This window comes from Methanopyrus sp. (assembly GCF_053997775.1).
The window spans coordinates 1-19,793 of record NZ_JBMXXF010000001.1 but is presented as its reverse complement, the minus strand read 5'-3'; the positions used below and the strand labels follow the sequence as shown (position 1 = coordinate 19,793).

The 19,793-nt window shown below is 69.9% G+C and carries 20 protein-coding genes; 15 read left to right on the top strand and 5 right to left on the bottom strand.

Features of this window, described 5'->3' with window-relative positions; genetic code table 11:
* Positions 1–14: 14 nt before the first annotated feature.
* Positions 15–1,952 carry a GNAT family N-acetyltransferase gene (locus ACXJJV_RS00100; RefSeq protein ID WP_456466107.1) on the top strand — a complete coding sequence of 646 codons (1,938 nt, stop codon included), beginning with the start codon at positions 15–17 and terminating at the stop codon, positions 1,950–1,952.
* Here ACXJJV_RS00100 and ACXJJV_RS00095 read toward each other — a convergent pair whose 3' ends face one another.
* The gene (locus ACXJJV_RS00095; RefSeq protein ID WP_456466105.1) at positions 1,953–2,387 is read right to left on the bottom strand and encodes a universal stress protein; all 435 of its coding nucleotides are present in this window, start codon (positions 2,385–2,387) and stop codon (positions 1,953–1,955) included. It lies immediately after the preceding gene.
* 72 nt (positions 2,388–2,459) lie between these two features.
* Here ACXJJV_RS00095 and ACXJJV_RS00090 point away from each other — a divergent pair, with 72 nt between their 5' ends.
* Complete coding sequence (locus ACXJJV_RS00090) at positions 2,460–2,843, top strand: cysteine-rich small domain-containing protein (protein ID WP_456466123.1); 384 nt, start codon at positions 2,460–2,462, stop codon at positions 2,841–2,843.
* Here the strand turns inward: ACXJJV_RS00090 and ACXJJV_RS00085 are convergent.
* Both ACXJJV_RS00085 and mer read right to left on the bottom strand, forming a co-directional pair.
* Positions 2,800–3,243 (bottom strand): ASCH domain-containing protein, encoded by a 444-nt coding sequence (locus ACXJJV_RS00085; protein ID WP_456466121.1) that lies wholly within the window; start codon positions 3,241–3,243, stop codon positions 2,800–2,802. The two genes, ACXJJV_RS00090 and ACXJJV_RS00085, sit on opposite strands and share 44 nt — an antisense overlap.
* Before the next feature lie 87 nt (positions 3,244–3,330).
* Positions 3,331–4,386: a 5,10-methylenetetrahydromethanopterin reductase gene (mer, locus tag ACXJJV_RS00080; RefSeq protein WP_456466103.1), complete on the bottom strand. Its 1,056-nt coding sequence runs from the start codon at positions 4,384–4,386 to the stop codon at positions 3,331–3,333.
* Positions 4,387–4,561: 175 nt separating this feature from the next.
* On the opposite strand from mer, the gene ACXJJV_RS00075 reads away from it, so the two are divergent.
* Entirely contained in the window at positions 4,562–5,158 is a 597-nt protein-coding gene (locus ACXJJV_RS00075; RefSeq protein WP_456466101.1) for a CBS domain-containing protein, read from the top strand.
* A 2-nt stretch (positions 5,159–5,160) separates the two neighbouring features.
* Positions 5,161–6,021 (top strand): CBS domain-containing protein, encoded by an 861-nt coding sequence (locus ACXJJV_RS00070; RefSeq protein ID WP_456466099.1) that lies wholly within the window; start codon positions 5,161–5,163, stop codon positions 6,019–6,021.
* A 26-nt stretch (positions 6,022–6,047) separates the two neighbouring features.
* Here the strand turns inward: ACXJJV_RS00070 and ACXJJV_RS00065 are convergent, their stop codons facing one another.
* A complete protein-coding gene (locus ACXJJV_RS00065) occupies positions 6,048–8,252 on the bottom strand; it encodes a 6-pyruvoyl-tetrahydropterin synthase-related protein (RefSeq protein WP_456466097.1) in 2,205 nt (734 codons plus the stop codon).
* 31 nt (positions 8,253–8,283) lie between these two features.
* Here ACXJJV_RS00065 and ACXJJV_RS00060 point away from each other — a divergent pair, with 31 nt between their 5' ends.
* The 4 genes from ACXJJV_RS00060 to ACXJJV_RS00045 are packed head-to-tail and all read left to right on the top strand — an operon-like array spanning position 8,284 to position 12,885.
* Positions 8,284–9,447, top strand: a complete 1,164-nt coding sequence (locus tag ACXJJV_RS00060) for an RNA ligase (protein WP_456466095.1) — start codon at positions 8,284–8,286, stop codon at positions 9,445–9,447.
* Positions 9,448–9,924 (top strand): HAD family hydrolase, encoded by a 477-nt coding sequence (locus tag ACXJJV_RS00055; protein ID WP_456466093.1) that lies wholly within the window; start codon positions 9,448–9,450, stop codon positions 9,922–9,924.
* Between the two features lie 5 nt (positions 9,925–9,929).
* Complete coding sequence (locus ACXJJV_RS00050) at positions 9,930–11,195, top strand: amidohydrolase family protein (RefSeq protein ID WP_456466091.1); 1,266 nt, start codon at positions 9,930–9,932, stop codon at positions 11,193–11,195.
* Positions 11,188–12,885 carry an acetolactate synthase large subunit gene (locus ACXJJV_RS00045; RefSeq protein WP_456466089.1) on the top strand — a complete coding sequence of 566 codons (1,698 nt, stop codon included), beginning with the start codon at positions 11,188–11,190 and terminating at the stop codon, positions 12,883–12,885. The genes ACXJJV_RS00050 and ACXJJV_RS00045 overlap by 8 nt, the downstream gene beginning before the upstream one ends.
* A 39-nt stretch (positions 12,886–12,924) precedes the next feature.
* Here the strand turns inward: ACXJJV_RS00045 and ACXJJV_RS00040 are convergent, their stop codons facing one another.
* Positions 12,925–13,056 carry a hypothetical protein gene (locus ACXJJV_RS00040; protein ID WP_456466087.1) on the bottom strand — a complete coding sequence of 44 codons (132 nt, stop codon included), beginning with the start codon at positions 13,054–13,056 and terminating at the stop codon, positions 12,925–12,927.
* A gap of 182 nt (positions 13,057–13,238) precedes the next feature.
* Here ACXJJV_RS00040 and ACXJJV_RS00035 point away from each other — a divergent pair, with 182 nt between their 5' ends.
* The 7 genes from ACXJJV_RS00035 to ACXJJV_RS00005 all read left to right on the top strand — a co-directional run.
* Entirely contained in the window at positions 13,239–13,625 is a 387-nt protein-coding gene (locus ACXJJV_RS00035) for an acyl-ACP desaturase (protein WP_456466085.1), read from the top strand.
* A gap of 105 nt (positions 13,626–13,730) precedes the next feature.
* Entirely contained in the window at positions 13,731–14,498 is a 768-nt protein-coding gene (locus ACXJJV_RS00030; RefSeq protein ID WP_456466083.1) for a DUF166 domain-containing protein, read from the top strand.
* A 131-nt stretch (positions 14,499–14,629) separates the two neighbouring features.
* Positions 14,630–16,543, top strand: coding sequence for an anaerobic carbon-monoxide dehydrogenase catalytic subunit (gene cooS, locus ACXJJV_RS00025; RefSeq protein ID WP_456466081.1), 1,914 nt, complete (start codon positions 14,630–14,632; stop codon positions 16,541–16,543).
* 35 nt (positions 16,544–16,578) lie between these two features.
* Positions 16,579–17,676 carry a nickel-dependent hydrogenase large subunit gene (locus ACXJJV_RS00020; RefSeq protein WP_456466079.1) on the top strand — a complete coding sequence of 366 codons (1,098 nt, stop codon included), beginning with the start codon at positions 16,579–16,581 and terminating at the stop codon, positions 17,674–17,676.
* Positions 17,677–17,688: 12 nt separating this feature from the next.
* Complete coding sequence (locus tag ACXJJV_RS00015) at positions 17,689–18,405, top strand: NADH-quinone oxidoreductase subunit B family protein (protein WP_456466077.1); 717 nt, start codon at positions 17,689–17,691, stop codon at positions 18,403–18,405.
* A 15-nt stretch (positions 18,406–18,420) separates the two neighbouring features.
* On the top strand, positions 18,421–19,323 hold the full coding sequence (locus ACXJJV_RS00010; protein WP_456466075.1) for a Coenzyme F420 hydrogenase/dehydrogenase, beta subunit C-terminal domain: 903 nt from the start codon (positions 18,421–18,423) through the stop codon (positions 19,321–19,323).
* Positions 19,324–19,370: 47 nt separating this feature from the next.
* A partial coding sequence (locus ACXJJV_RS00005) for a hypothetical protein (RefSeq protein ID WP_456466073.1) occupies positions 19,371–19,793 on the top strand: 423 nt, incomplete at its 3' end.

Genomic DNA, 19,793 nt, shown 5'->3' with positions numbered 1-19,793 from the left:
CCGGGGTGCCGTCCTTGATCGTCGGTACCGTTAGGAACGACTTCAAGCGCCGGCGATTAAACTACTGGGAGGGTCGGGTCGTCCTCGAGACGGAGGAGGGCGAGCGGGTCACCCTGCGCCTGCCCGGCACGATCGCCGGCTGGCTGACCCGGGGCACGAGGGTGCGCGTCCGGGGAGCCGAGGGTGAAGAGGTGGACGCGCTCGAGGAGGACGACGTGGTCGTGGAGCGGGAGTACGAGGGCGAGTGGGTGCGCGTCTGGCCCCCGTTCGAGACCGAGCTGACCGTGGAGCGCACGGACGTGCTGGGCCGGGAGATCTACCGGTACGAGCTCCGGGCCCGGGAGGCGATCTACCGGGAGGACTTCGAGTACATCGTCAGCCTGGAGCAGTACCATTACGCCTCGGAGAAGGACGTGGTGGCGATCTGGGCGTGCCGGGAGTGCGGGAAGGTCATCCGCTCCAACGTCCGCCCGGAGGAGTGCCCCAAGTGCGGGTCCGAGCGGGTTGAGCTGCGGGCGATCCGGGGCTCGCTGCCCGCGTCCCGCTTCATGGTGCTGGAGCTGGTCAACGGGGAGGAGTACGAGCCGGACATCGTCGCGTACGTGCGCGTGGACCCGCCCATCCCGAAGCTGAACCGGCGGCTGGACGGGGACGTGGAGCGGAACATCCGGGAAAAGGTGTTCTCCGAGGACTGGTTCCACCCCACGTTCGAGCCGGAGCGGGGCAAGACGCTGGAGGAGATCCTGCACCGGTGCGACACGCGCGCGGCGCGGATCGCTCGGGTGGTCGTGCACCCCGAGTACCGGGCGGACGGGATCGGGCGCACGGCGGTCCGGGCGGCGGTGGAGTGGGTCCGGGAGGCGCGCGTGCCGGAGATGAAGGCGGAGAAGCACCTGATCGAGGTGATCGCGCAGATGGCCCGGTACCACCCCATCTTCGAGAGCGTCGGCTTCATCTACCTCTGGGACACGGGCTCGGGCCGGCCGTACCTGGTGAAACCGCTCACGCGGGAGGCCAAGCGCGCGATCGCCGAGTTCCTACGGTCGGACCGGCTGGCGCGCCGGCACGGGGGCCGGCTGTACCGATCCCGGCTGAAGCGGCTCGAGGTGGAGCCGCTGGAGGGGCCGATCCGGGTCAAGGGCCTGCACAAGATGTTCACGGCCGAGCTGGACGTGAAGGGGCTGCCCCGGGAGATCGTGGAGCTGTTGGAGGCGTTCGGCGTCCTGCACCGGCGCATCCAGCAGTACGCGCTGCAGGACGTGAACCTCGAGGTGGAGCCGGGCGAGCTGGCGGTGATCGTGGGGCCCAGCGGGGCGGGCAAGACGACGCTCGTACGCATGATCATGGGCGCGCACGATGAGTTCCTGGAGTCCATCCGGCGGGAGCTGCTCCGTAAGCTCTCCTCGCCCATCGTGTCGCGGGCCCTCTACTCGATGGGCACCACGCCGGAGGAGGTCGTACGCGAGCTCGTCGAGGAGATGTACCGGCCGGACAAGGGAAGGGTGGAACTCCCCGACAACACCCGGCTGGCGGCGATGATCCCGGGGGAGGTGGAACCTGACATCAACCCGGGCGTGACCATCATCGAGGACCTGGTGTCCGTCACGGGCGACGTGCACCTGGCCGTGGAGATCCTCAACCGGTCGGGGATCTCGGACGCGGTCCTATACCGCAGCCCCTACGAGCGCCTGTCCCCGGGTCAGAAGGAGCGGGTCCGGCTGGCCCGGATGATCGCGGAGGGCGCGAACCTGATCGTGATCGACGAGTTCTGCTCGCACCTGGACCCGAAGACGTCGATGCGGGTGGCGCGCAGCTTCTCCGAGATGTGCCGGGAGCTGGGGATCACGGCGATCATCATCACGCACCGATCGGAGGTGATCGACGCGCTCGCCCCGGACAAGCTCGTGTACGTGGGGTACGGGCTGGTGGGGGTGGAGGAGCGAGGGGGCTGATCACTCCGACTCCTCCGGAGGCACGGCCAGCACCGGGCACGGGGCCCGGGCGATGACCCCCTTCGTCGTGCTGCCCAGCACGAATCCCTTCACTCCGGTCAGGCCCCGCGTCCCCATCACGATCAGGTCCACGTCCCGGTCCTGAGCCTCCTCCACGATCCCCTGGACGATGGACGGGGACTCCACGACGACCGGCTCCGCCTCCACCCCCTCCTCCTCGGCCATCTCGCAGACCTCGTTCACCACCTTCTCCGCCTCCTTCACGAGCTCCTCGGGCAGCTCGTAGGAGGGTTTCGTGCCCAGCGGGCTCCAGAGCGGGATCACGTGCACGGCGACGATCTTGGCGTCGAACTCCTTCGCGAGCCGGATCCCCACCTCGGCCGCCCGCTTCGAGTTCTCGGACCCGTCGGTCGGGATCATGATCGTTTTGAACAAGTCGGATCCCCCCGACCCCGGCTGCGGATCGAGATATTACCATGTCGATCGGGGGAGCGCCGCGTGCACCCCATGGCCCGGGAGTACTTCGAGCGGCTGGACGAGGAGGACGTGCGCGAGCCCCTCGGCCCGAGGAGGGACTGCGAGTACTACCCGTGCCACTTCGAGGGGCAGGACTGCACCTGGTGCTTCTGCCCGCTGTACCCGTGCCTGGACGAGGACCTGGGTGAGTGGGTGCGGTCCCGAAACGGATCCCGGGTGTGGGGCTGCCAGAACTGTGACCTGGTGCACCGGGAGGAGGTGGCGAGGCTGCTGCTGCGCGAGGTAAGGAGGTTGGGCGAGGGGAGCATCCTGAGGGGTGCCGAGCGGTTGGAGGAGGACGAGGAGGAGAAGCGGCGGGTGCTCGAGCTGATCAAAGCGAGACGCGGAGGCCGGCGGCGGAGCGAACCGCGTTGAGCAGCTCGTAGTCGATCCGGAACAGCGGGTTGGGGTGGAACTCGCGGTCCAGCTCGCGCCGGACGATCCGCTTCAGCTCCCGCAGCGGGACCGGCTCCGGGTACCGCCTGGGGTTGGAGAGCTCGATCAGGTAGGCGTGGTCCCTGCCGTCGAGGTACTCCCGGAGCTCCCTGGGGGACGCTCGGGCCGCGGCGGCGAGCTCGTCCAGGTTGTCGTCCACGCGCACCCGGCGGATCCCTTCAATCCGGACCTCGCCCAGGACCGCCTTGGTGGGGCTGGAGGCGTACACCACGCACGTGTCCTCGTTCGCGATGGTGGTGGGCAGCCACCGGCGCACCTCGACCGTCTTCAGCCCGTCCAGAATTAGGTCGGCGTACCGGGGCTTCACGGACATCCACACGGGCAAGCCGCGGTGGCCCGCTGTAACCGCCTGCTCCGGGATCTTTGTATTTTTTCGAGTAGAAGTAGGGGGTGGGGCGTGGAGGGGCTACTCCTTGAAGTGCGGGATGACCTCCTCGCCGACGAGCTCGATGGCCTTCTCCTTGTCCGGGCCGATCGGTGAGCCGACGACCACCTGCGTCACGCCGGTCTTGAGCAGCTCCTCGATCTTGTCGACGACCGTGTCCGGGTCGCCGGCGATGGAGAACGCCTCGATCATGTCCTCGTCGACGAGGCTGATGGCCTTGCCGAAGTCGCCCTTGCCGATCGCCTCGGCGATCTGCTCGGCCTTCTCCTTGTCGATGTCGTGCCGCTCCAGGACGACGTCCGGCGCGCCCATGACGATGAACGCGACGACGATCTTCGTCTCCTCGATGGCCTTGTCCGCGTCCTTGTCGATGGAGAAGCACGTGTACGCGGCGACATCGATCTCGTCCAGGCTCCGGCCCGCCTCCTTGGCTCCCTCCTCGATGTGCGGGATGGCCTCCTCGAAGTCCTTCGGGTGGGACGCGTTCACCAGCACGCCGTCCGCGATCTCACCGGCGGTCTTCAGCATGATCGGGCCCTGGGCGCCCATGTAGAACGGGATCTTGTCACCCTGGATGGAGCGCGCGTTCACGTCCGCGGTCCCGGTCTTCACGTAGTCGCCCTCGTACTCGACGGGCCCGCCCTTCAGGTACTCGTAGATGACCTCCTTGGCCTCGCGGATCGCGGTCGCCGGGCCCACCTCGTCCTCGCTCTCGAAGTTCCAGATCGGGACCTTGCACGGGAAGGGCATGCCCATCTTCTCGAACGTGGCCTTGTCGCCCGGGCCCATGCCGATCACGGCGCGGCCGCCGGAGATCCAGTCCAGGGTGGCGATGTTGCTGGCCGTGACCAGCGGATGTCGGGTGTACGGGTTCGTGATTCCGGGCCCGAGCCGGATGTTGCTCGTGATCACCGCCGCCAGGGTCAGCACGCCCATGTACGAGTAGTTGTTGTAGTGGTCGCAGATCCACGCGTACTCGAAGCCGTTGTCCTCGGCCACCTTGATCAGGTGGGCGATCTTTGTGGGCTTGTCGTCAGGCAGCAGCTCGATTCCGAACGAGACCTCCTTCTCCGCCATGCGGGCTACCCCGGGGGATCCGTCCCCCGCCCGGTTTATATACGGGAGGACGGCGGCGCGGGGCGAATCGCAGTTATTCGTTTTCATCCTCGGGGCGAGTAGCGTCTCGGTTCACTCGCGGCTCCCGGTGGTGATATACCTGGAGCGGGCGCGGGGTGTCCGGGGGATCGGGGCGTTGGCGCGGAGCGTCACGGTGGGAGAGATCGCCCAGCGCAGGGTGGTCACGGGCGGGGAGAACGAGACCGCGGAGGAGCTGGCCTACAAGATGCGGGAGCACGGGATCGGCAGCGTCGTGATCGTGGACGAGGAGGAGCGGCCGGTCGGGATCGTGACCGAGCGGGACCTGGTCATCAAGGTCGTCTCACGCGGGCTCCGGCCGGACGAGGTGGTCGCCCGGGAGATCATGTCCTCGCCCGTGATCACGGTCAACGAGGACGTGGACGTGAACGAGGCCGTGGAGATCATGGTGGACAAGGGGATCCGGCGGCTGCCGATCGTGGACGAGGAGGGCCGGCTCGTGGGCATCGTAACCATGCAGGACATCCTACGCGTGGAGCCGCACATCCTGCGGACGATTGAGGAGGAGATGGAGCGGTTCAAGGAGGAGCTGCGCGAGGCGGAGGAGGTGGAGGAGACGGTCGAGGGCGTGTGCGACCTCTGCGAGACGTACTCGGAGGAGTTGCGCTTCGTGGACGGGATGTGGGTCTGTCCGGAGTGCTACGAGGAGATCCTGGGCCGGGAGATCGACGAGAGCGAGCTGGAGGAGGAGTGACCGTGCTGGCCGGGCCCTCCGGGCTCCCGGAGACCTCCGTCATGCGGCTCGCGACGACCCGCGTCGTCGCGGTGCCGCCCACGGTGACCGTGAAGGGACTCATCGACACGATGACCCGGTACGGGTTCCGCCGCCTCCCCATCGTCGAGCCCGAGCGGGAGTCCCTGGTGGGGCTCGTCACCGGGCGCGACGTTCTCGATTACCTCGCCGGGGAGCGGCGCGAGCTGCTCGACCGACGGTACGACGGGAACTTCCTCCTCGGCCTGCACGAGCCCGCCCGCTCGATCATGACGACCGACGTGTACGTCGTCACCCCGTACGACACCGTCCGCAAGGCCGTCCGCACGATGTTCGAGCTCGACGTGGGCGCCCTCCCCGTCGTCGAGGACCGCGACCGCCTCGTCGGCATCATCACCGAGCGCGACGTCGCGATGGACCTGTACCGGGTGCTCGAGGACGAGCGCGTGGAGGACCTCATGACGCCGGACCCCGAGACCGTCGAGCCGGGCACCACCATCCTGGAGGCCGTGAGGACCATGCTCCGGCGCGGGTTCCGGCGGCTACCCGTGGTGAAGGGGGGCCGGCTGCAGGGGATCGTCACCATGACGGACGTGCTGCACCACGTCTCCTCCCAGGCCACCGAGGGCCGGGCCGCCGACCGCGTGGAGGACGTCCTGAGCGAGCCCGTGGAGTCCATCATGACGGAGGACGTGATCACCGTCGAGCCCGAGACCGACGCCGAGGAGGCGGTGCTCACCATGCGCGGGGCCAACGTCGGCAGCCTGGTCGTCGTGGAGGGGGGCGAGCTCGTCGGCATCATCACCGAGCGCGACGTCGTGCACGCCATCGCCGAGCGTCTCTGAGCCCGCCCGGCGTATCGTTACGAGGTTCAAAACGATCGGAAACCGGACCGACGCCGGACCACCAACAGCAGCGACGCCCCCAACCCCACCACCGAGACCGACCACACCCACCCGGACGGCCTCCACCGGAACGCTACCACCGTCGGCCCCGGCGTTCGGAGCAGCAACATGTTGTCGATCCCACCCAACCGCTCCCCCCGGACCGGCAGCCAGCACGGGAAGTACGGCACCTTCACCCACACGAGTCCACGACCCCCCACCCACACTCGCGCGTGCCCCAGGCGCACGGCGACCGGGCGCAGGTGCCGGCGCGGCAGCTCCCGGACGATCTCCATCGGACGCAGGTAACGGACCGGCACCCCCTCCACCGTCTCCACCCGGCCCGGCCCGCACGTCATCACCAGGACCCTCCGCACCCCCAACCTCCGCAGCTCCCGCACCTGCTCCGGCGTGGGCGCCCGATCCATCACGACCACCTCCGGGCGCGCCTCCCGAACCAGCCGACACCGCACGCTCCGGGTGAAGGCGTAGGCCGGCACCACCCTCGGGTCGAACCGGGCCAGCCTGCACAGCCTCATGTACCGGTACTTATTGCCCAGGAATACCGACTTCACCCCGTCCAGCTCGTACCCCATCGGGACGCGGAACTCGTACACCCGCACCCACCGGTAGTCCCGCACGGGCCGCAGCCCCAGCCTCCGCAGCTCGCGCATGCACTCCCGGGCGTACGGCTTGCGGGCGCTGAGCACCAGGTAGCGGATCCCCAGCACCCGACCGATGAACAGCGCGCGGTGCACCTCCCTCCGCTTGAAGGAGCGCTGGTACTGGACGATCACGTCCCGGATCGTTGTACCCTCACGGAACCAGCCGAACACGGCCGGCCTCCCCGTCAGGTACGGGGACATCCCCCACATCGCCCGGTACCCCACCACGGCCACCCGGTCCCACGGGCCCGCGTGCCCCTTCACCCACAGCAGCGCGGCCAGCTCGGACCGGGTGTAGTGCACGGGACGGTCCGCGTGGTAGAGGCCCAGGGCCGCGTCGCAGAGGCACCCGCAGCAGAGCAGGGCCAGCACCGGGGCGAGCCGGCGCGGGCTCACGGCGGTCCGGAGCCGCTCGACCGCCAGCCCCCCGAACGCGCACAGCACCGGGGTCGAGAACATCAGGAACCACTTGGGCTCGAACCCGATCGCCTCCATCTCCCGCTGCAGCACGAGCCCGAAGGAGAGGAAGACGGCCAACGGGAGCAGCGAGGCGAAGGGCAGGAAGGCGCGGGGCCGGCGCCGGACCGCCAGGAGTAGTCCCGCCCAGCCCAGGAAGAACTGGGCGGCCCCGACGTACTTGGCGTAGCGCGTCTTCCAGTACCCGGGCACGAAGAGGTCGAGCGGGTCGTGAACCGAGGACATGTGCACCCACCAGCGGGGCTTGGTCGTGTACAGGTACGTCCGGTAGTGCAGGGCGGGGTAAAGCCACCAGGCGGCGATCATCAGCGCGAGGGCCACGGCCGTGAGGGACCAGAAGTGGCCCGGCAGGTCGGGCAGGAGGTCCGGGACCGCGAGCCGACCCCGGAGCGCCTGGGCGGTCGCGTGAAGGAGTCGCAGGAGCGCGTACGCGAGGCACAGGGCCAGGGCGGCCAGACCGGTGCTGTGGTGCGTGAGCAGCGTCAGCGCGAGGAGTGGGGCGAGGAGGCCGGCGAGCCTGCGCCGGTCCCGGCGCGGGTCGTACAGCGCGACGAGGAGCCCCGGGACCAGCGCGTACAGGGCCACGGCCGCGACGGTGGGAATGCGACCCTCGGTGAACGTGATCTCCAGGTGGTTGTACGAGGTCTGGTACAGGAAGGCCGCGAGGAACGCGGACGCCGGTCCCGCCCCAAAGAGTCGGGCCGTCGCGTAGACGGTGGGCCCCGCCAGCGCGTACGCGAGGACGGTCCAGACCTTCCACGCCGTGAGCACGTCGGCCCCCGTGGCGCGGCTCATCAGGGCGGGGACGAAGTAGGAGAGGGGCGGGTAGTACCACAGGAAGGGATACCCGCAGTACCAGTAGTCGGACCACGGTGGGTAGGGACGATCCCCGAGCGACCATAGTCGCTCGAGCATCCAGACCTTGGTCATGTGACCCCGCGCGTCGGCCCCGCTCGGGAACCGGTTCCAACCGTAGTTCAGGGCGGGGGACGCGATCCCCGCCCCGAGCAAGAAAGTTAGGAGCGCCAGAACCGCGTCCCTACGCTCCACGACCCCAGCGCCCCGCGCCCGGGGTGGGACCGTGAGCGGGTCGGAGGAAGGCGTTAATTACCTGTCGGAGCTACTCGGGGCGGAGGAGTGGAAGGTCCGGGAGGCGCTGAAGCGGGGCACGATCCGGCGCGTGCGGTTGTCGTTTCCGGACTTCGAGTACTACCGGCTCGTCCGGGACTTCTCGGGCCACGAGCGCGGGACGATCGTCGTGCCCGAGCACGACCTGGTCGTCCGCGGATTCCCGAAGATCGAGCGCGCCCTGCTGCTGGAGCCCGCGCTGCGGCACCGGTTCGGCGAGGAGGGCCGCATGATCGTGGAAGAGAAGATGAACGGGCACAACGTGCGCGTGTTCGAGGTGGAGGGCGAGATCTACGCCGCGACCCGGGGCGGGCTGATCTGCCCGTACACCACGCACCGCGTCCGGGAGCGGTACGGCGAGGCGCTGCGCGCGTTCTTCGAGGATCACCCGGACGCCGTGGTCTGCGCGGAGTTCGTGGGGCGGGAGAACCCGTACGTGTCGAAGGGGTACCCGGAGGCGCCGGACGTCGGGCTCTTCGTGTTCGACGTTCGCGACCTGGACGGGCGGTTCTGGTCGTTCAGGGAGAGGGAGGCCGTGGACGAGTACGGGCTGAGCCGCGTTCGGTGCTTCGGCGAGTTCAGCGTCGACGAGGCGGTGGAGGAGATCCCGCGCATCATCCGGAGGCTGGATCGGGAGGGCCGAGAGGGAGTGGTGATCAAGGACCCGGAGCGGCGGCTGGGGCCGCTGAAGTACACCACGCACGCCGCGCACGTGGAGGAGCTGGAGTGGGCGTTCACGTTCGCGTTCGACCTGGGCCGGGACTTCGTGCTGACGCGCACCATCCGGGAGGGCTTCCAGTCCTTCGAGTGGGGGGAGGACGAGGAGGAGTTGAGGCGTCGGGCGGAGGACGTGGGGCGTGCCATCGTGGAGGGCCTCCGCCGCGCGCTGGAGCGGGCGAGGCGCGGGGAGGGGGCCGTGGAGGAGGTCCCGCTCACCTTCGCCTCGATGCGGTGGTACCGACGGTACGAGGAGTTCGTCAAGCGGCTCACCGGGGGCACCCACTCGGTCGAGGTGGTGAACCGGGACGAGGACGGGAGGGTCCGCGCGGTGCTGAGGAAGAGGTACGTTCGGACCGAGGACAAGCTGCGCCAGCTCCTCCGAGAGGGGGTGCTGTAGGTGCGGGTGGAGGTGCCGGGCCGCGGCACGCTGACCGTGAAGCACGTGCTGCTGGACTACAACGGGACGTTGGCCGTGGGAGGACGGCTGAGCGAGGAGGTGGCGCGCCTCCTGCGCGAGCTGGCCGAGCGGGTGGACGTCAGGGTGCTGTCGGCCGACACGTACGGTACCGTGGATCGGGAGCTGGAGCGGCACGGGCTGTCGGACTCCGTGCGCGTGGAGCGGGTGTCGGGCGACGAGCGGCGGCGGAAGGGCGAGGTCGTGCTGGAGCTGGGGCCCGAACGGTGCGCGGCCGTGGGCAACGGGGCGAACGACGAGCTGATGCTGCGCCACGCGGCCCTGGGCGTCTGCGTCCTCGGTCCCGAGGGGGCCTACACCGGCACCCTTCTCGCCGCGGACGTGGTGGTGACCCGGCCCGAGGACGCGCTCAACCTCCTCCTGAACCCCAACGCGCTCAAGGCCACCCTGAGGTGCTGATGACCATGAGGCTGCTGCTCGAGGGGCGCGTCTACCGGCGGGGCCGGATCGTCGAGGCCAAGGTGCTGGTCGAGAACGGGTGGATCGTGCGGGTCTCCCGCTCGATCAGCGAGGAGGTGGACCGGAGGATCCGGCTGCGGGAGGGAGAGGTGGCGCTGCCGGCGCCCATCGACCTGCACGTGCACTGCCGGGACCCGCACCCGGACTACGACTTCGACTTCCGGACGGAGACCCTGCGCCTGCTGCTCGGCGGCGTGGCCACCGCCGTGGACATGCCCAACACCCGGCCCGCCCCGGTCGACGCGGAGACGTTCCGGGAGAAGGAGAGACGAGCCCGGCGCAGGGCCCTGATCGAGGTCATCGTGTCCGGGGCCGTGAAGGACGAGGGTAACGTGCGGGAGCTGGTGAGCGCCGGGGCGCCCGTTCTCGGGGAGGCCTTCCTGGCCCCGTCCACCGACGCCCCGGTCATCGAGCCGTCGGAGGTGCCCGGGATCCTACGGGCCGCGGGCGACGCGCCGGTGCTCTTCCACGCGGAGCTGGGGGAGCTGGTGTCCGAGGACGGGGCGAGCGACCTGCTGGACCATCACCTTAACCGTCCCCCGGAGGCGGAGGCGACCGCGGTGGGGCTGCTGGCGGGGGCGGTCTCGGCCGTCGGCGGTCGGGCGCACGTGTGCCACGCCACGCTGCCCGAGTCCGTGGACCTGGCCCGGCGGGCCGGAATGACCGTGGAGGTGACCCCGCACCACCTGTTCTTCGACACGCTGAGGGTGGACGCGCGGGACCCGACGCTGAAGGTGAACCCGCCGATCCGGGGCCGGCGGCAACGGCTCGGGCTGCTGGAGCGGGTGCGGCGGGGTCGGGTGGACGTGCTGGCCACCGATCACGCGCCGCACCCCCGGGTGGATCGGTTCGAGGAGGCGCCCTCCGGGGTTTCCTCCGGGGGACTGCTGCTGCCGGCGGCGCTCACGCTGCACCGCCGGTACGGGGTGTCGCTGCGGCGGGCCGTGGACATGATCACCCGGAACCCGGCCCGGATCCTGGGTCGCGAGGACCTGGGGGAGGTGGCCCCCGGCCGGCGGGCCCGGATCGCGGTGGTGGAGACCCGGGAGTTCCGGGTGAGCGCCGAGAGACTCATGGAGGAGGACCGGAAGTTCCCCTACGACGGGCTCCGGATGTACGGGCGGCCCACGCGGCTCATCCTGGAGGATCGCGTGTACGACCTGAAGGAGTCCCGGAGGGTCGGTGAACCCGTGCTCGTGGAGGGTGGGTGAGTTGCCCACGGGCGCCCGGCTGCTCGTGGAGTGCCTGAAGGAGGAGGGTGTGCGGCACATCTTCGGGTACCCGGGCGGCGCCATCCTGCCCGTGTACGACGAGATCTACGACGAGGCCGCCATCGAGCACGTGCTCGTCCGGCACGAGCAGGGCGCGGCCCATGCGGCGGACGGGTACGCGCGGGTGAAGGGTGAGCCGGGAGTCTGCATGGCCACGTCCGGACCGGGCGCCACGAACCTGGTGACCGGGATCGCGACGGCGTACATGGACTCCTCCCCTGTGATCGCGATCACGGGCCAGGTGCCCACGGAGATGGTCGGCCGGGACGCGTTCCAGGAGGTCGACGCCGTGGGCGTGTTCATGCCGATCACGAAGCACAACTACCAGATCCGGCGGCCCGAGGAGGTCCCCAAGGTCGTGCGCGAGGCGTTCAAGGTCGCGACCGCGGGCCGCCCGGGGCCCGTGCACATCGACGTGCCCAAGGACGTGCAGGAGGCGGAGACGGAGGCCGAGATCCCGCGCCGGGTCGAGGTGGAGGGGCTGAAGGTGGTCAAGCGGGGGCACCCGCGTCAGATCCGGCGGGCGGCCGAGCTGCTGGCCGAGGCGGAGCGGCCCGTCATCCTCGCGGGCGGCGGATGCATCCTCTCCAACGCGACCCGCGAGCTGGTGGAGCTCGCGGAGCTCCTGGGCGCCCCCGTCGCCACCACCCTGATGGGCAAGGGCGCGTTCCCGGAGGACCACCCGCTGGCCCTCGGCATGGCCGGCATGCACGGGACCAAGGCCGCGAACTACGCCCTTACCGAGTGCGACGTGCTCCTCGCCGTCGGCTGCCGCTTCTCCGACCGCACCACCGGCGACCCCTCCGGGTTCGCCCCGGACGCCAAGATCATACACGTCGACATCGACCCGGCCGAGATCGGCAAGAACGTGCCCGCGGACGTCCCCATCGTGGGCGACGCCAAGCTCGTCCTGCGCGACCTGATCAAGGAGCTGAAGCGCCGAAAGGGCCTCCGGGACCGAACGCGCTGGGGCGACCGGATCCGGGAGCTCAAGCGCGAGGTGGAGCTGCCACCGGAGCCCACCGAGTCCGGGGAGCGCGTGCACCCGAAGGAGCTCGTCCGCGTCCTGCACGAGGCGCTCCGGGACCGGGACTTCATCGTCGTCACCGACGTGGGGCAGAACCAGATGTGGATGGCCCGGTACTTCCCCGTCGAGGAGCCCCGACAGTTCATCTCCTCCGGCGGCCTGGGCACCATGGGCTTCGGGCTACCGGCCGCGATCGGGGCCAAGGTGGCCGCGCCCGAGAAGACCGTGATCGCCGTGGTCGGGGACGGCGGCTTCCTGATGACCGCGCAGGAGCTGGCCACGGCCGTGGACAACGACATCGAGGTGAAGGTGTTCGTCATGGACAACCGCCTGCTCGGCATGGTCGCCCAATGGCAGCGACTGTTCTACGACGAGCGACTGTCCGAGTCCAAGCTCGACGAGCGCACGGACATCGTGCAGCTGACCGAGTCGTACGGGGCGACCGGGATCCTGGTCGACGACCCTTCGGACCTGGAATCGGCCGTGGAGGAGGCGCTGGAGGCCCCGGGCACCGTCGTGGTGGACGTCCTCGTCGACCCGGACGAGATCATCCCCATGGTGCCGCCCGGGGGCGAGCTCCGCGACATCCTGGGCGAGGAGTGACGCGCCTGCGAGGAAAAAGGAAAAAGAAGGGGCCCGGGCCTAAACCCGGGCCTCCGACTCTATCACCCGCGGGACCAGCAGGGCCGAGCACATCTCGGGCATCTCCTCCTCCGACTCGCCCTCCTCCCGGTCCGAGCCGACCAGGGCCCAGAGCACGTGCCCGAGGCCCATCGGGGGGCACCCCCTCCCTCCCCCGGTACTTTCGGGTCGGTAAAAAAGAAGACGCGTTAAAACCGGGCACCCGGGTTCCCGAATCGGGACCCTGGTTCACGAACCGGGCACGGCAGTGTTCGATCCGATTCGAAAAAGTTTAAAAGGGAGGGCCCGGCCCCGGGCCTGGGGGTGGACCGAGCATGGAGTTCGAGAAGTACCTGGAGGAGTGGTTCAAGGGTGAGACCACCGAGGTGGGCATCTACATGGCCATGGCCATCGTCGCGCGGGAGCAGGGCTACCCGGACGTGGCCGACCTACTGGAGCAGATCGCCATGGACGAGGCCCGGCACGCGGCCGCCGCGGCGCTGATCGCCGGTAAGGTGGAGAACAGCCTGGACGGGCTGATCGAGAAGATGGAGGAGATGATCGAGGGCGAGCAGAACGCCCACGAGACGAGGATGGACGAGGCGGACCACCACTCCGACGAGCTGGACGACGAGGTGATCACCATCCTGAAGGCCACGGCCTACGACGAGAAGCACCACAAGAAGATGCTGGAGGCGGCCCTGGAGCGGCTGAAGGAGTAGGCCCCTTCCCCCCACCGGGCGAATCGTTATGATTATCAAAACGATAATCCGGGGCGGCGGAAGGATCGTGAGGTCGCCCGGACCCCGAACCCCGGGGTGAGAGGGGTGCGCTTCGCCGTCCTCTACTCCCACCCGTTCGGGGAGAGGGTGATCTCCAACCTGGTGAACGAGCCCGGTCACTGCCGCGCCTGCGGATCCGCGTGCGACGGGTGCAAGTACGGTGAGTACTCCCTGCTCGACGACCTGGTCACCGCGGAGCGGCTCCCCGGGCCCGAAGAGCTGCCCGAGATGCTCGAGGACCCGGACGAGTACCTGCCCGAGCTGCCCCGGGTCGACGTGCTGCTGGCGGTCCGGCTGCACCCCGACCTGCTGATGGAGCTGCCGGAGCGGTACGAGATCCGGGCCCTGATCGTTCCCGTCGAGGCGCCCGACTGGATCGACCCGTGGACGGAGGATCGGCTGAGGGAGGCCTGCGAGGGGGCCGGGGTGGAGCTCACCATCGCCCGACCGGGGTGCGACCTGGAGCCGCCCGGCCCCGTGACCGAGCGGTTCTGCGAGAGGGGGCGGATCGGGCGCCCTCGACTGTCCCTGAGGGTGGAGGACGGGGTCGTGGTGGGGACCGACGTGATCCGGTCGGCCCCGTGCGGGTGCACGTGGTTCGTGGCCCGGAGGCTGGTGGGCGTGGACGCGGAGCCGGAGGCGGTGAGGGAGGCGGCGTTCGAGGCGCATCACTCCTTCCCGTGCACGGCGTCGATGGAGGTGGACGAGAGGCTGGGTGACACCCCGCTGCACGTGGGGGCCCGGCTGCACATCCGGGCGGCGCTCCGGGCGCTGGAGCGGGCGCTCGGTGAGAAGTTAAACCGCGACCGATAAGTAACGTTGGTTGTACTCCACCTTAACGGTAGTGTAGTGGATTCGGCCGTTCGATGGTGTTCGAAAAATTTATATTGGCGGGCCCCCTGTTCGATACGGGTCGAACATACCCCGAGCCTCGGGGGATCTCCATGTCGGAGGAGGAGCGGTGCCCGTACACGGACGAGGTCGTCCGCGAGCTGGTTGAGCACGCGAAGCGGCTGAACGAGGAGATCCCGGAGATCGAGACCCCGCACATCCGGTGGCCGGTGCAGTTCCCGAAGTGCCCGTACGGTAAGCAGGGCGTGTGGTGCAACATCTGCTCGAACGGGCCCTGTCGGATCACGGAGAAGACGCCGCGCGGCGTGTGCGGCGCCACGGCGGACGTGATCGTGGCGCGCAACTTCCTCCGGCACGTGGCCGCGGGCGCCGCGTGCTACGTGCACTGCCTGGAGAACGCGGCGCGGGCCCTGAAGTCCGTGGCGGACGAGGACTCCCCGTACGAGGTCGCGGACGAGGAGGCCCTGCGGCACGCGGCGGAGGTGTACGGGCTGGACGCCTCGGGCAAGCCCGAGGACGTGGCGGAGGAGATCGCGGACTTCATCCTGGAGGACATCTACCGGCCCCGGTACGAGGAGTCGGAGGTGTTCAAGGCCGTCGTGCCGGACTGGCGGGTCGAGATGTACGAGGAGATGGGGCTGATCCCGGGCGGCGCCAAGGCCGAGATCCACGACGCGCTGGTGAAGACGAGCACGAACCTGAACTCGGACCCGGAGGACATGCTCCTGCACGTGCTCCGACTGGGCCTGATCACGGGCCCGGTCTCCCTGTTCGGCGTGGAAACGATCAACGACATCCTCTTCGGGAGCCCGCGGATCACGAAGACGGAGGGCGGCCCGGGCATCCTGGACCCGGACTACGTGAACATCATGGTCACCGGGCACCAGATGTCCCTGCAGAAGTACCTCACGGACGCCGCCGAGCGGCTGGAGGAGGAGGCCAAGAAGGCCGGGGCCAAGGGGATCCGGATCATCGGGGCGACGTGCGTCGGTGACGACTTCGAGGCGCGCGCGGAGCACCTGCCGGACACGTACGCGGGCTTCGCGGGCAACAACTTCACGACGGAGGCCCTGGCCGCGACGGGCCTCGTGGACGCGATCGTGAGCGAGTTCAACTGCACGTTCCCGGGCCTGAAGTTCTACGGGGAGAAGCTGGACGTCAAGCTGGTCGCCGTGGACGACGTGGCCAAGGTGTGGGGCGCGGAGCTGATCCTGTGGGACCCGGAGCGCGCGGAGGAGGTGGCCGAGGAGGCCGTGAGGCGGGCCATCGAGGCGTTCAAGGAGCGCCGCTCGAAGCACGAGGACAAGATCCTGGAGCCCGAGCACCGGCACGAGAACGTGGTGGGCTTCGGCTACTTCTCCATCGAGGAGGCGGTCGGCTGGGAGAACGTGCTCAAGCTGATCCAAGAGGGCACCATCCGCGGCGTCTGCGCGATCGTGGGCTGCACGAACCTGGCCAGCGGTGGGCACAACGTGCCGGCCGCCACGCTGGCCAAGGAGATGATCAAGCGGGACATCCTCGTCCTCGGCGCCGGCTGCGTGAACGGCGCCCTGGCCAACGCCGGCCTGTTCAACCCCGAGGCGGCCGAGCTCGCCGGTGAGAACCTCCGACAGGTCTGCGAGGACCTGGGCATTCCGCCCGTGCTCCACTACGGACCGTGCCTCGCGATCGGCAAGATCGAGCACCTGGTCTTCGAGATCGCCGAGATCCTCCGGGAGCAGACCGGCGAGGAGATCGACATCCCGGACGTCCCGGCCGTCGCGAGCGCGCCGCAGTGGCTCGAGGAACAGGCTCTGGCGGACGCGTCCTCGGCCCTGGCGCTGGGACTCACGCTGCACGTGAGCCCGGTCCCGCCCGTGACCGGCAGCGAGGTGGTCACGAAGACGCTGACCGAGGACCTGCCGGACCTCACCGGAGGCGAGCTGATCATCGAGACGGACATGGAGAAGGCCGCCGAGATCCTGGCCGACAAGATCGAGGAGAAGCGGAAGCGCCTGGGTATCTGATCCCTCCCAACCCGTTTTCCGGGACGGTGGTGGGCATGGAGGTGAAAACCCTCACGGTCAAAACCGGGGAGCCGGGCGAGCTGCGGGCCGTGGCGGAGGTCTCCGACGGCCGGATCGTGAACGCCGAGGTGTGCTCCACGACCGTCCCCCTCTCCTGGGAGACGCTGGTCCTGGAGAAGCCCGTGGAGTTCGCCATCGTGGCCGCCGAGCGGGTGTGCCGCGGCTGCGACGCCAGCGCCGGACTGGCCGTGGCGGAGGCGGCCGAGGACGCCCTGAACGTGAGCGTGCCGGACGACGCGAGGCGGGCCCGCGAGCTGCTGAACATGGCCAACGTGGTCCGCGCCCACGCCCGGACGCTGGCCTCCGCCGTCCCGGGCGCGGCGGAGGAGGCCCACGAGGTCGTCCGCGCGGCCCGAGAGCTCCTGAGGATGGTGGGCGGCAAGCCCCACCACCCGCCGGCCGTGACCGTGGGCGGGCTGGAGCTCGAGCGGCTGCCGGTGGAGCGCCTCGAGAGCGTGGCCAAGGACGCGGCCGAGGCGGCGGAGGGGCTCCGGGACCGGGCAGAGTCGGCCGCGGACGAGCTCCGGGAGGAGGTAAGCGTGGAATCCAGGATCCGGCCGACCGAGCTGAGCGTCTCGGACACGTACACGGGCGAGGTGGACCCCGACAGGATCGAGGTCCTACCGCCCTCGAAGTTCTACCGTATGAGGACCACGAGGAGCCTGGCCACCAACCACGTGGCCCGGTACGACGGCGAGCCCGCGCTGGTCGGACCCGCCGCGCGGCGGGGAGGCGCGGAGCACCCCGCCGACCACCACGTGGCCCGGGCCGAGGAGCTCACGGAGCTGCTGGACCGGATCGCGGACACCGCCTCGAGCCTGGACGCGACCGGCGAGTTCCGCGCCGAGACGGAGGCCGGCTCCGGCGAGGGGATGGCCGCGGTGGAAGCCCCTGAGGGGACCCTGATCGTCCGGCTGCGGCTCCGGAACGGCCGCGTGGACTGGGCCGAGATGATCACGCCTTCCAACTTCAAGGTGGCCCTCGCGGGCGACCTGCTGACCGGGCTGGAGGTCGAGCGGGTGGAGACGGCCCTGCGCCCGCTCGGACTGTCCGGACGGTGCCTCACGCACTAGGGGGTTCGCACCGTGAGGGTGGCCCTGCTCTCCCTCATGTCCTGCGGGTCCTGCGCGGAGAACCTGGAGCTCGCCTGCCGGAGGACGGGTCACGAGCTGGCCTGGTCGAGCCTGACGGACGACGGGGAAGTGCCCGACGTGGACGTCCTGTTCGTGGAGGGCGCCGTGGACTTCGGGGACGCGGAGGCCCAGGAGCGGCTCGAGCGGGCGGTGACCTCGGCCGACACGGTCGTGACGCTGGGCTCCTGCGCCGCCACCGGGGGCTTCGCCCGGCACGCGATCGGCATGCGGGAGCCCGCCCGGTACCACTTCACGGTGTTCCCGGCCGCCAAGTTCGCCGGCACGGACTACGCGATCCCGGGCTGCCCGCCCACCGAGGACGCCATCGCCGCCTTCCTCCGGGCGCTGGAGGAGGGCGACGAGGACCGACTCGAGCCGTACCGGGTCCTGTCCGGGGACTTCCACGGGCTGGCCCCGGACCTGCCCGCGCCCGTCCGCGGCCCGGAGCTGGAGGTGGAGGACGTCCTGCTGACGTCCAACAAGGACCTGTGCCTGGGCTGCGACCTGGACGTCATCGAGAGGGACCTGTTCTGCGTGGGCTGCGGCACGTGCGCCGCCGCGTGCCCGGCGCGGGCCATCGAGCTCGACGAGAAGCCCGAGGTCCGTCAGGAACGATGCATTCGATGCGGCACGTGCTTCGTCGTCTGTCCGAGATCGTTCCGGCCGTAGCCGGGGGTGAAACCCGTGCGCGGTCTGCTGCGGAAGGTACTCGGCAGGAGCCGGCGCGACGGCGGTGAGGAGCTCGACCCCGAGCTCGTGGGACCGTACCGGAACGCGTACCTGGCCCGGGCCACGGACGAGCGCGTCCGCGAGGCCGGCCAGGACGGCGGAGTCACCACCGCCCTCCTCACCCACGCGCTCGAGGAGGGGCTCGTCGAGGCCGCGATCGTGGCGACGACCGGGTCCGACCCGTGGAAGCCCGAGCCCACCGTCGTCACGAGCCCGGAGGAGCTGCTCGAGGCGGCGGGCTCGAAGTACGCCATCTCACCGAACGTGAGCCTGCTCGAGGAGGCCGTGAGCGCCCACGAGTCCGTCGCCCTGGTCGGCACGCCGTGCCAGGTCACCGCCGTGCGGAAGGCGGAGCGGTACGCGCACGGGGTGGCCGACGTCGCGGAGCGCGTTCGACTGCTCGTGGGCATCTTCTGCTCCGAGAACCTGGAGTACGAGAACCTGCAACGCCTGCTGCGCGAGGAGCTCGGAGTCGACCCCTCACGGGTGGAACGCATGGACATCACGGCGGGCAAGTTCACCGTGGTCACCGAGGACGGCGAGGAGCGGACGGTGCCCGTCTCGCGGCTGAGCCGGTACGCCAACGAGGCGTGCCACTTCTGCACCGACCTGACGGCCGAGGACGCGGACGTGAGCGTCGGGTCCACGGGCGCCCCGGACGGTTGGAACGTCGTGCTGACGCGCACCGACCGGGGCGAGGAGATCCTGCAGTCCGCCGTGGACGCCGGGAGGCTGGAGACCCGGGAGGTGAGTGAGGGCGATCCGAAGGTGCTGGAGCGGCTGGCCAGGGACAAGCGGGAGCGGGTGCGCGACTCCCGGTGCGCGACGTGGCGCCCCTACCACCCCTCGGGCCCGTGATCCATTTTTTTACCACCCGGCCCCGTTCCCCCGCAGGGGAAGTCGGGATGGAGATCGGTCCCCGGGACTTCCTGCGCGCGTTCATGTACTCGTACGTGGTGACCTCCGCGGAGCTGCTGGGTAACCGGGCCCCGGCCCTGAGGCGGTCCGCGTGCCGCAACGCCGCCCGGGCCCTGCTTCGGGAGCATCGGGAGATGGAGGAGTACGACCCCGTCGACCTGATTCGGGAGGTCGCGGAGAGCCTGCTGGGCGCGGACCCCGAGGTGACCGAGGAGGACTCGGGGACGGTGGTGGAGATCAAGGGTTGCAAGATCTGCACCCGGGACCTGGTGGAGGAGTTCGTGGAGCAGCATCCGAAGCTGCGCGAGGCGGTGTTCGGGTACAACGTGTGCCCGTTCGTGACGACCATGGAGGAAGTGCTCAGGGCGATGGGTCGGGACGACGTGAAGCTGGAGCATGATCCCATAGAG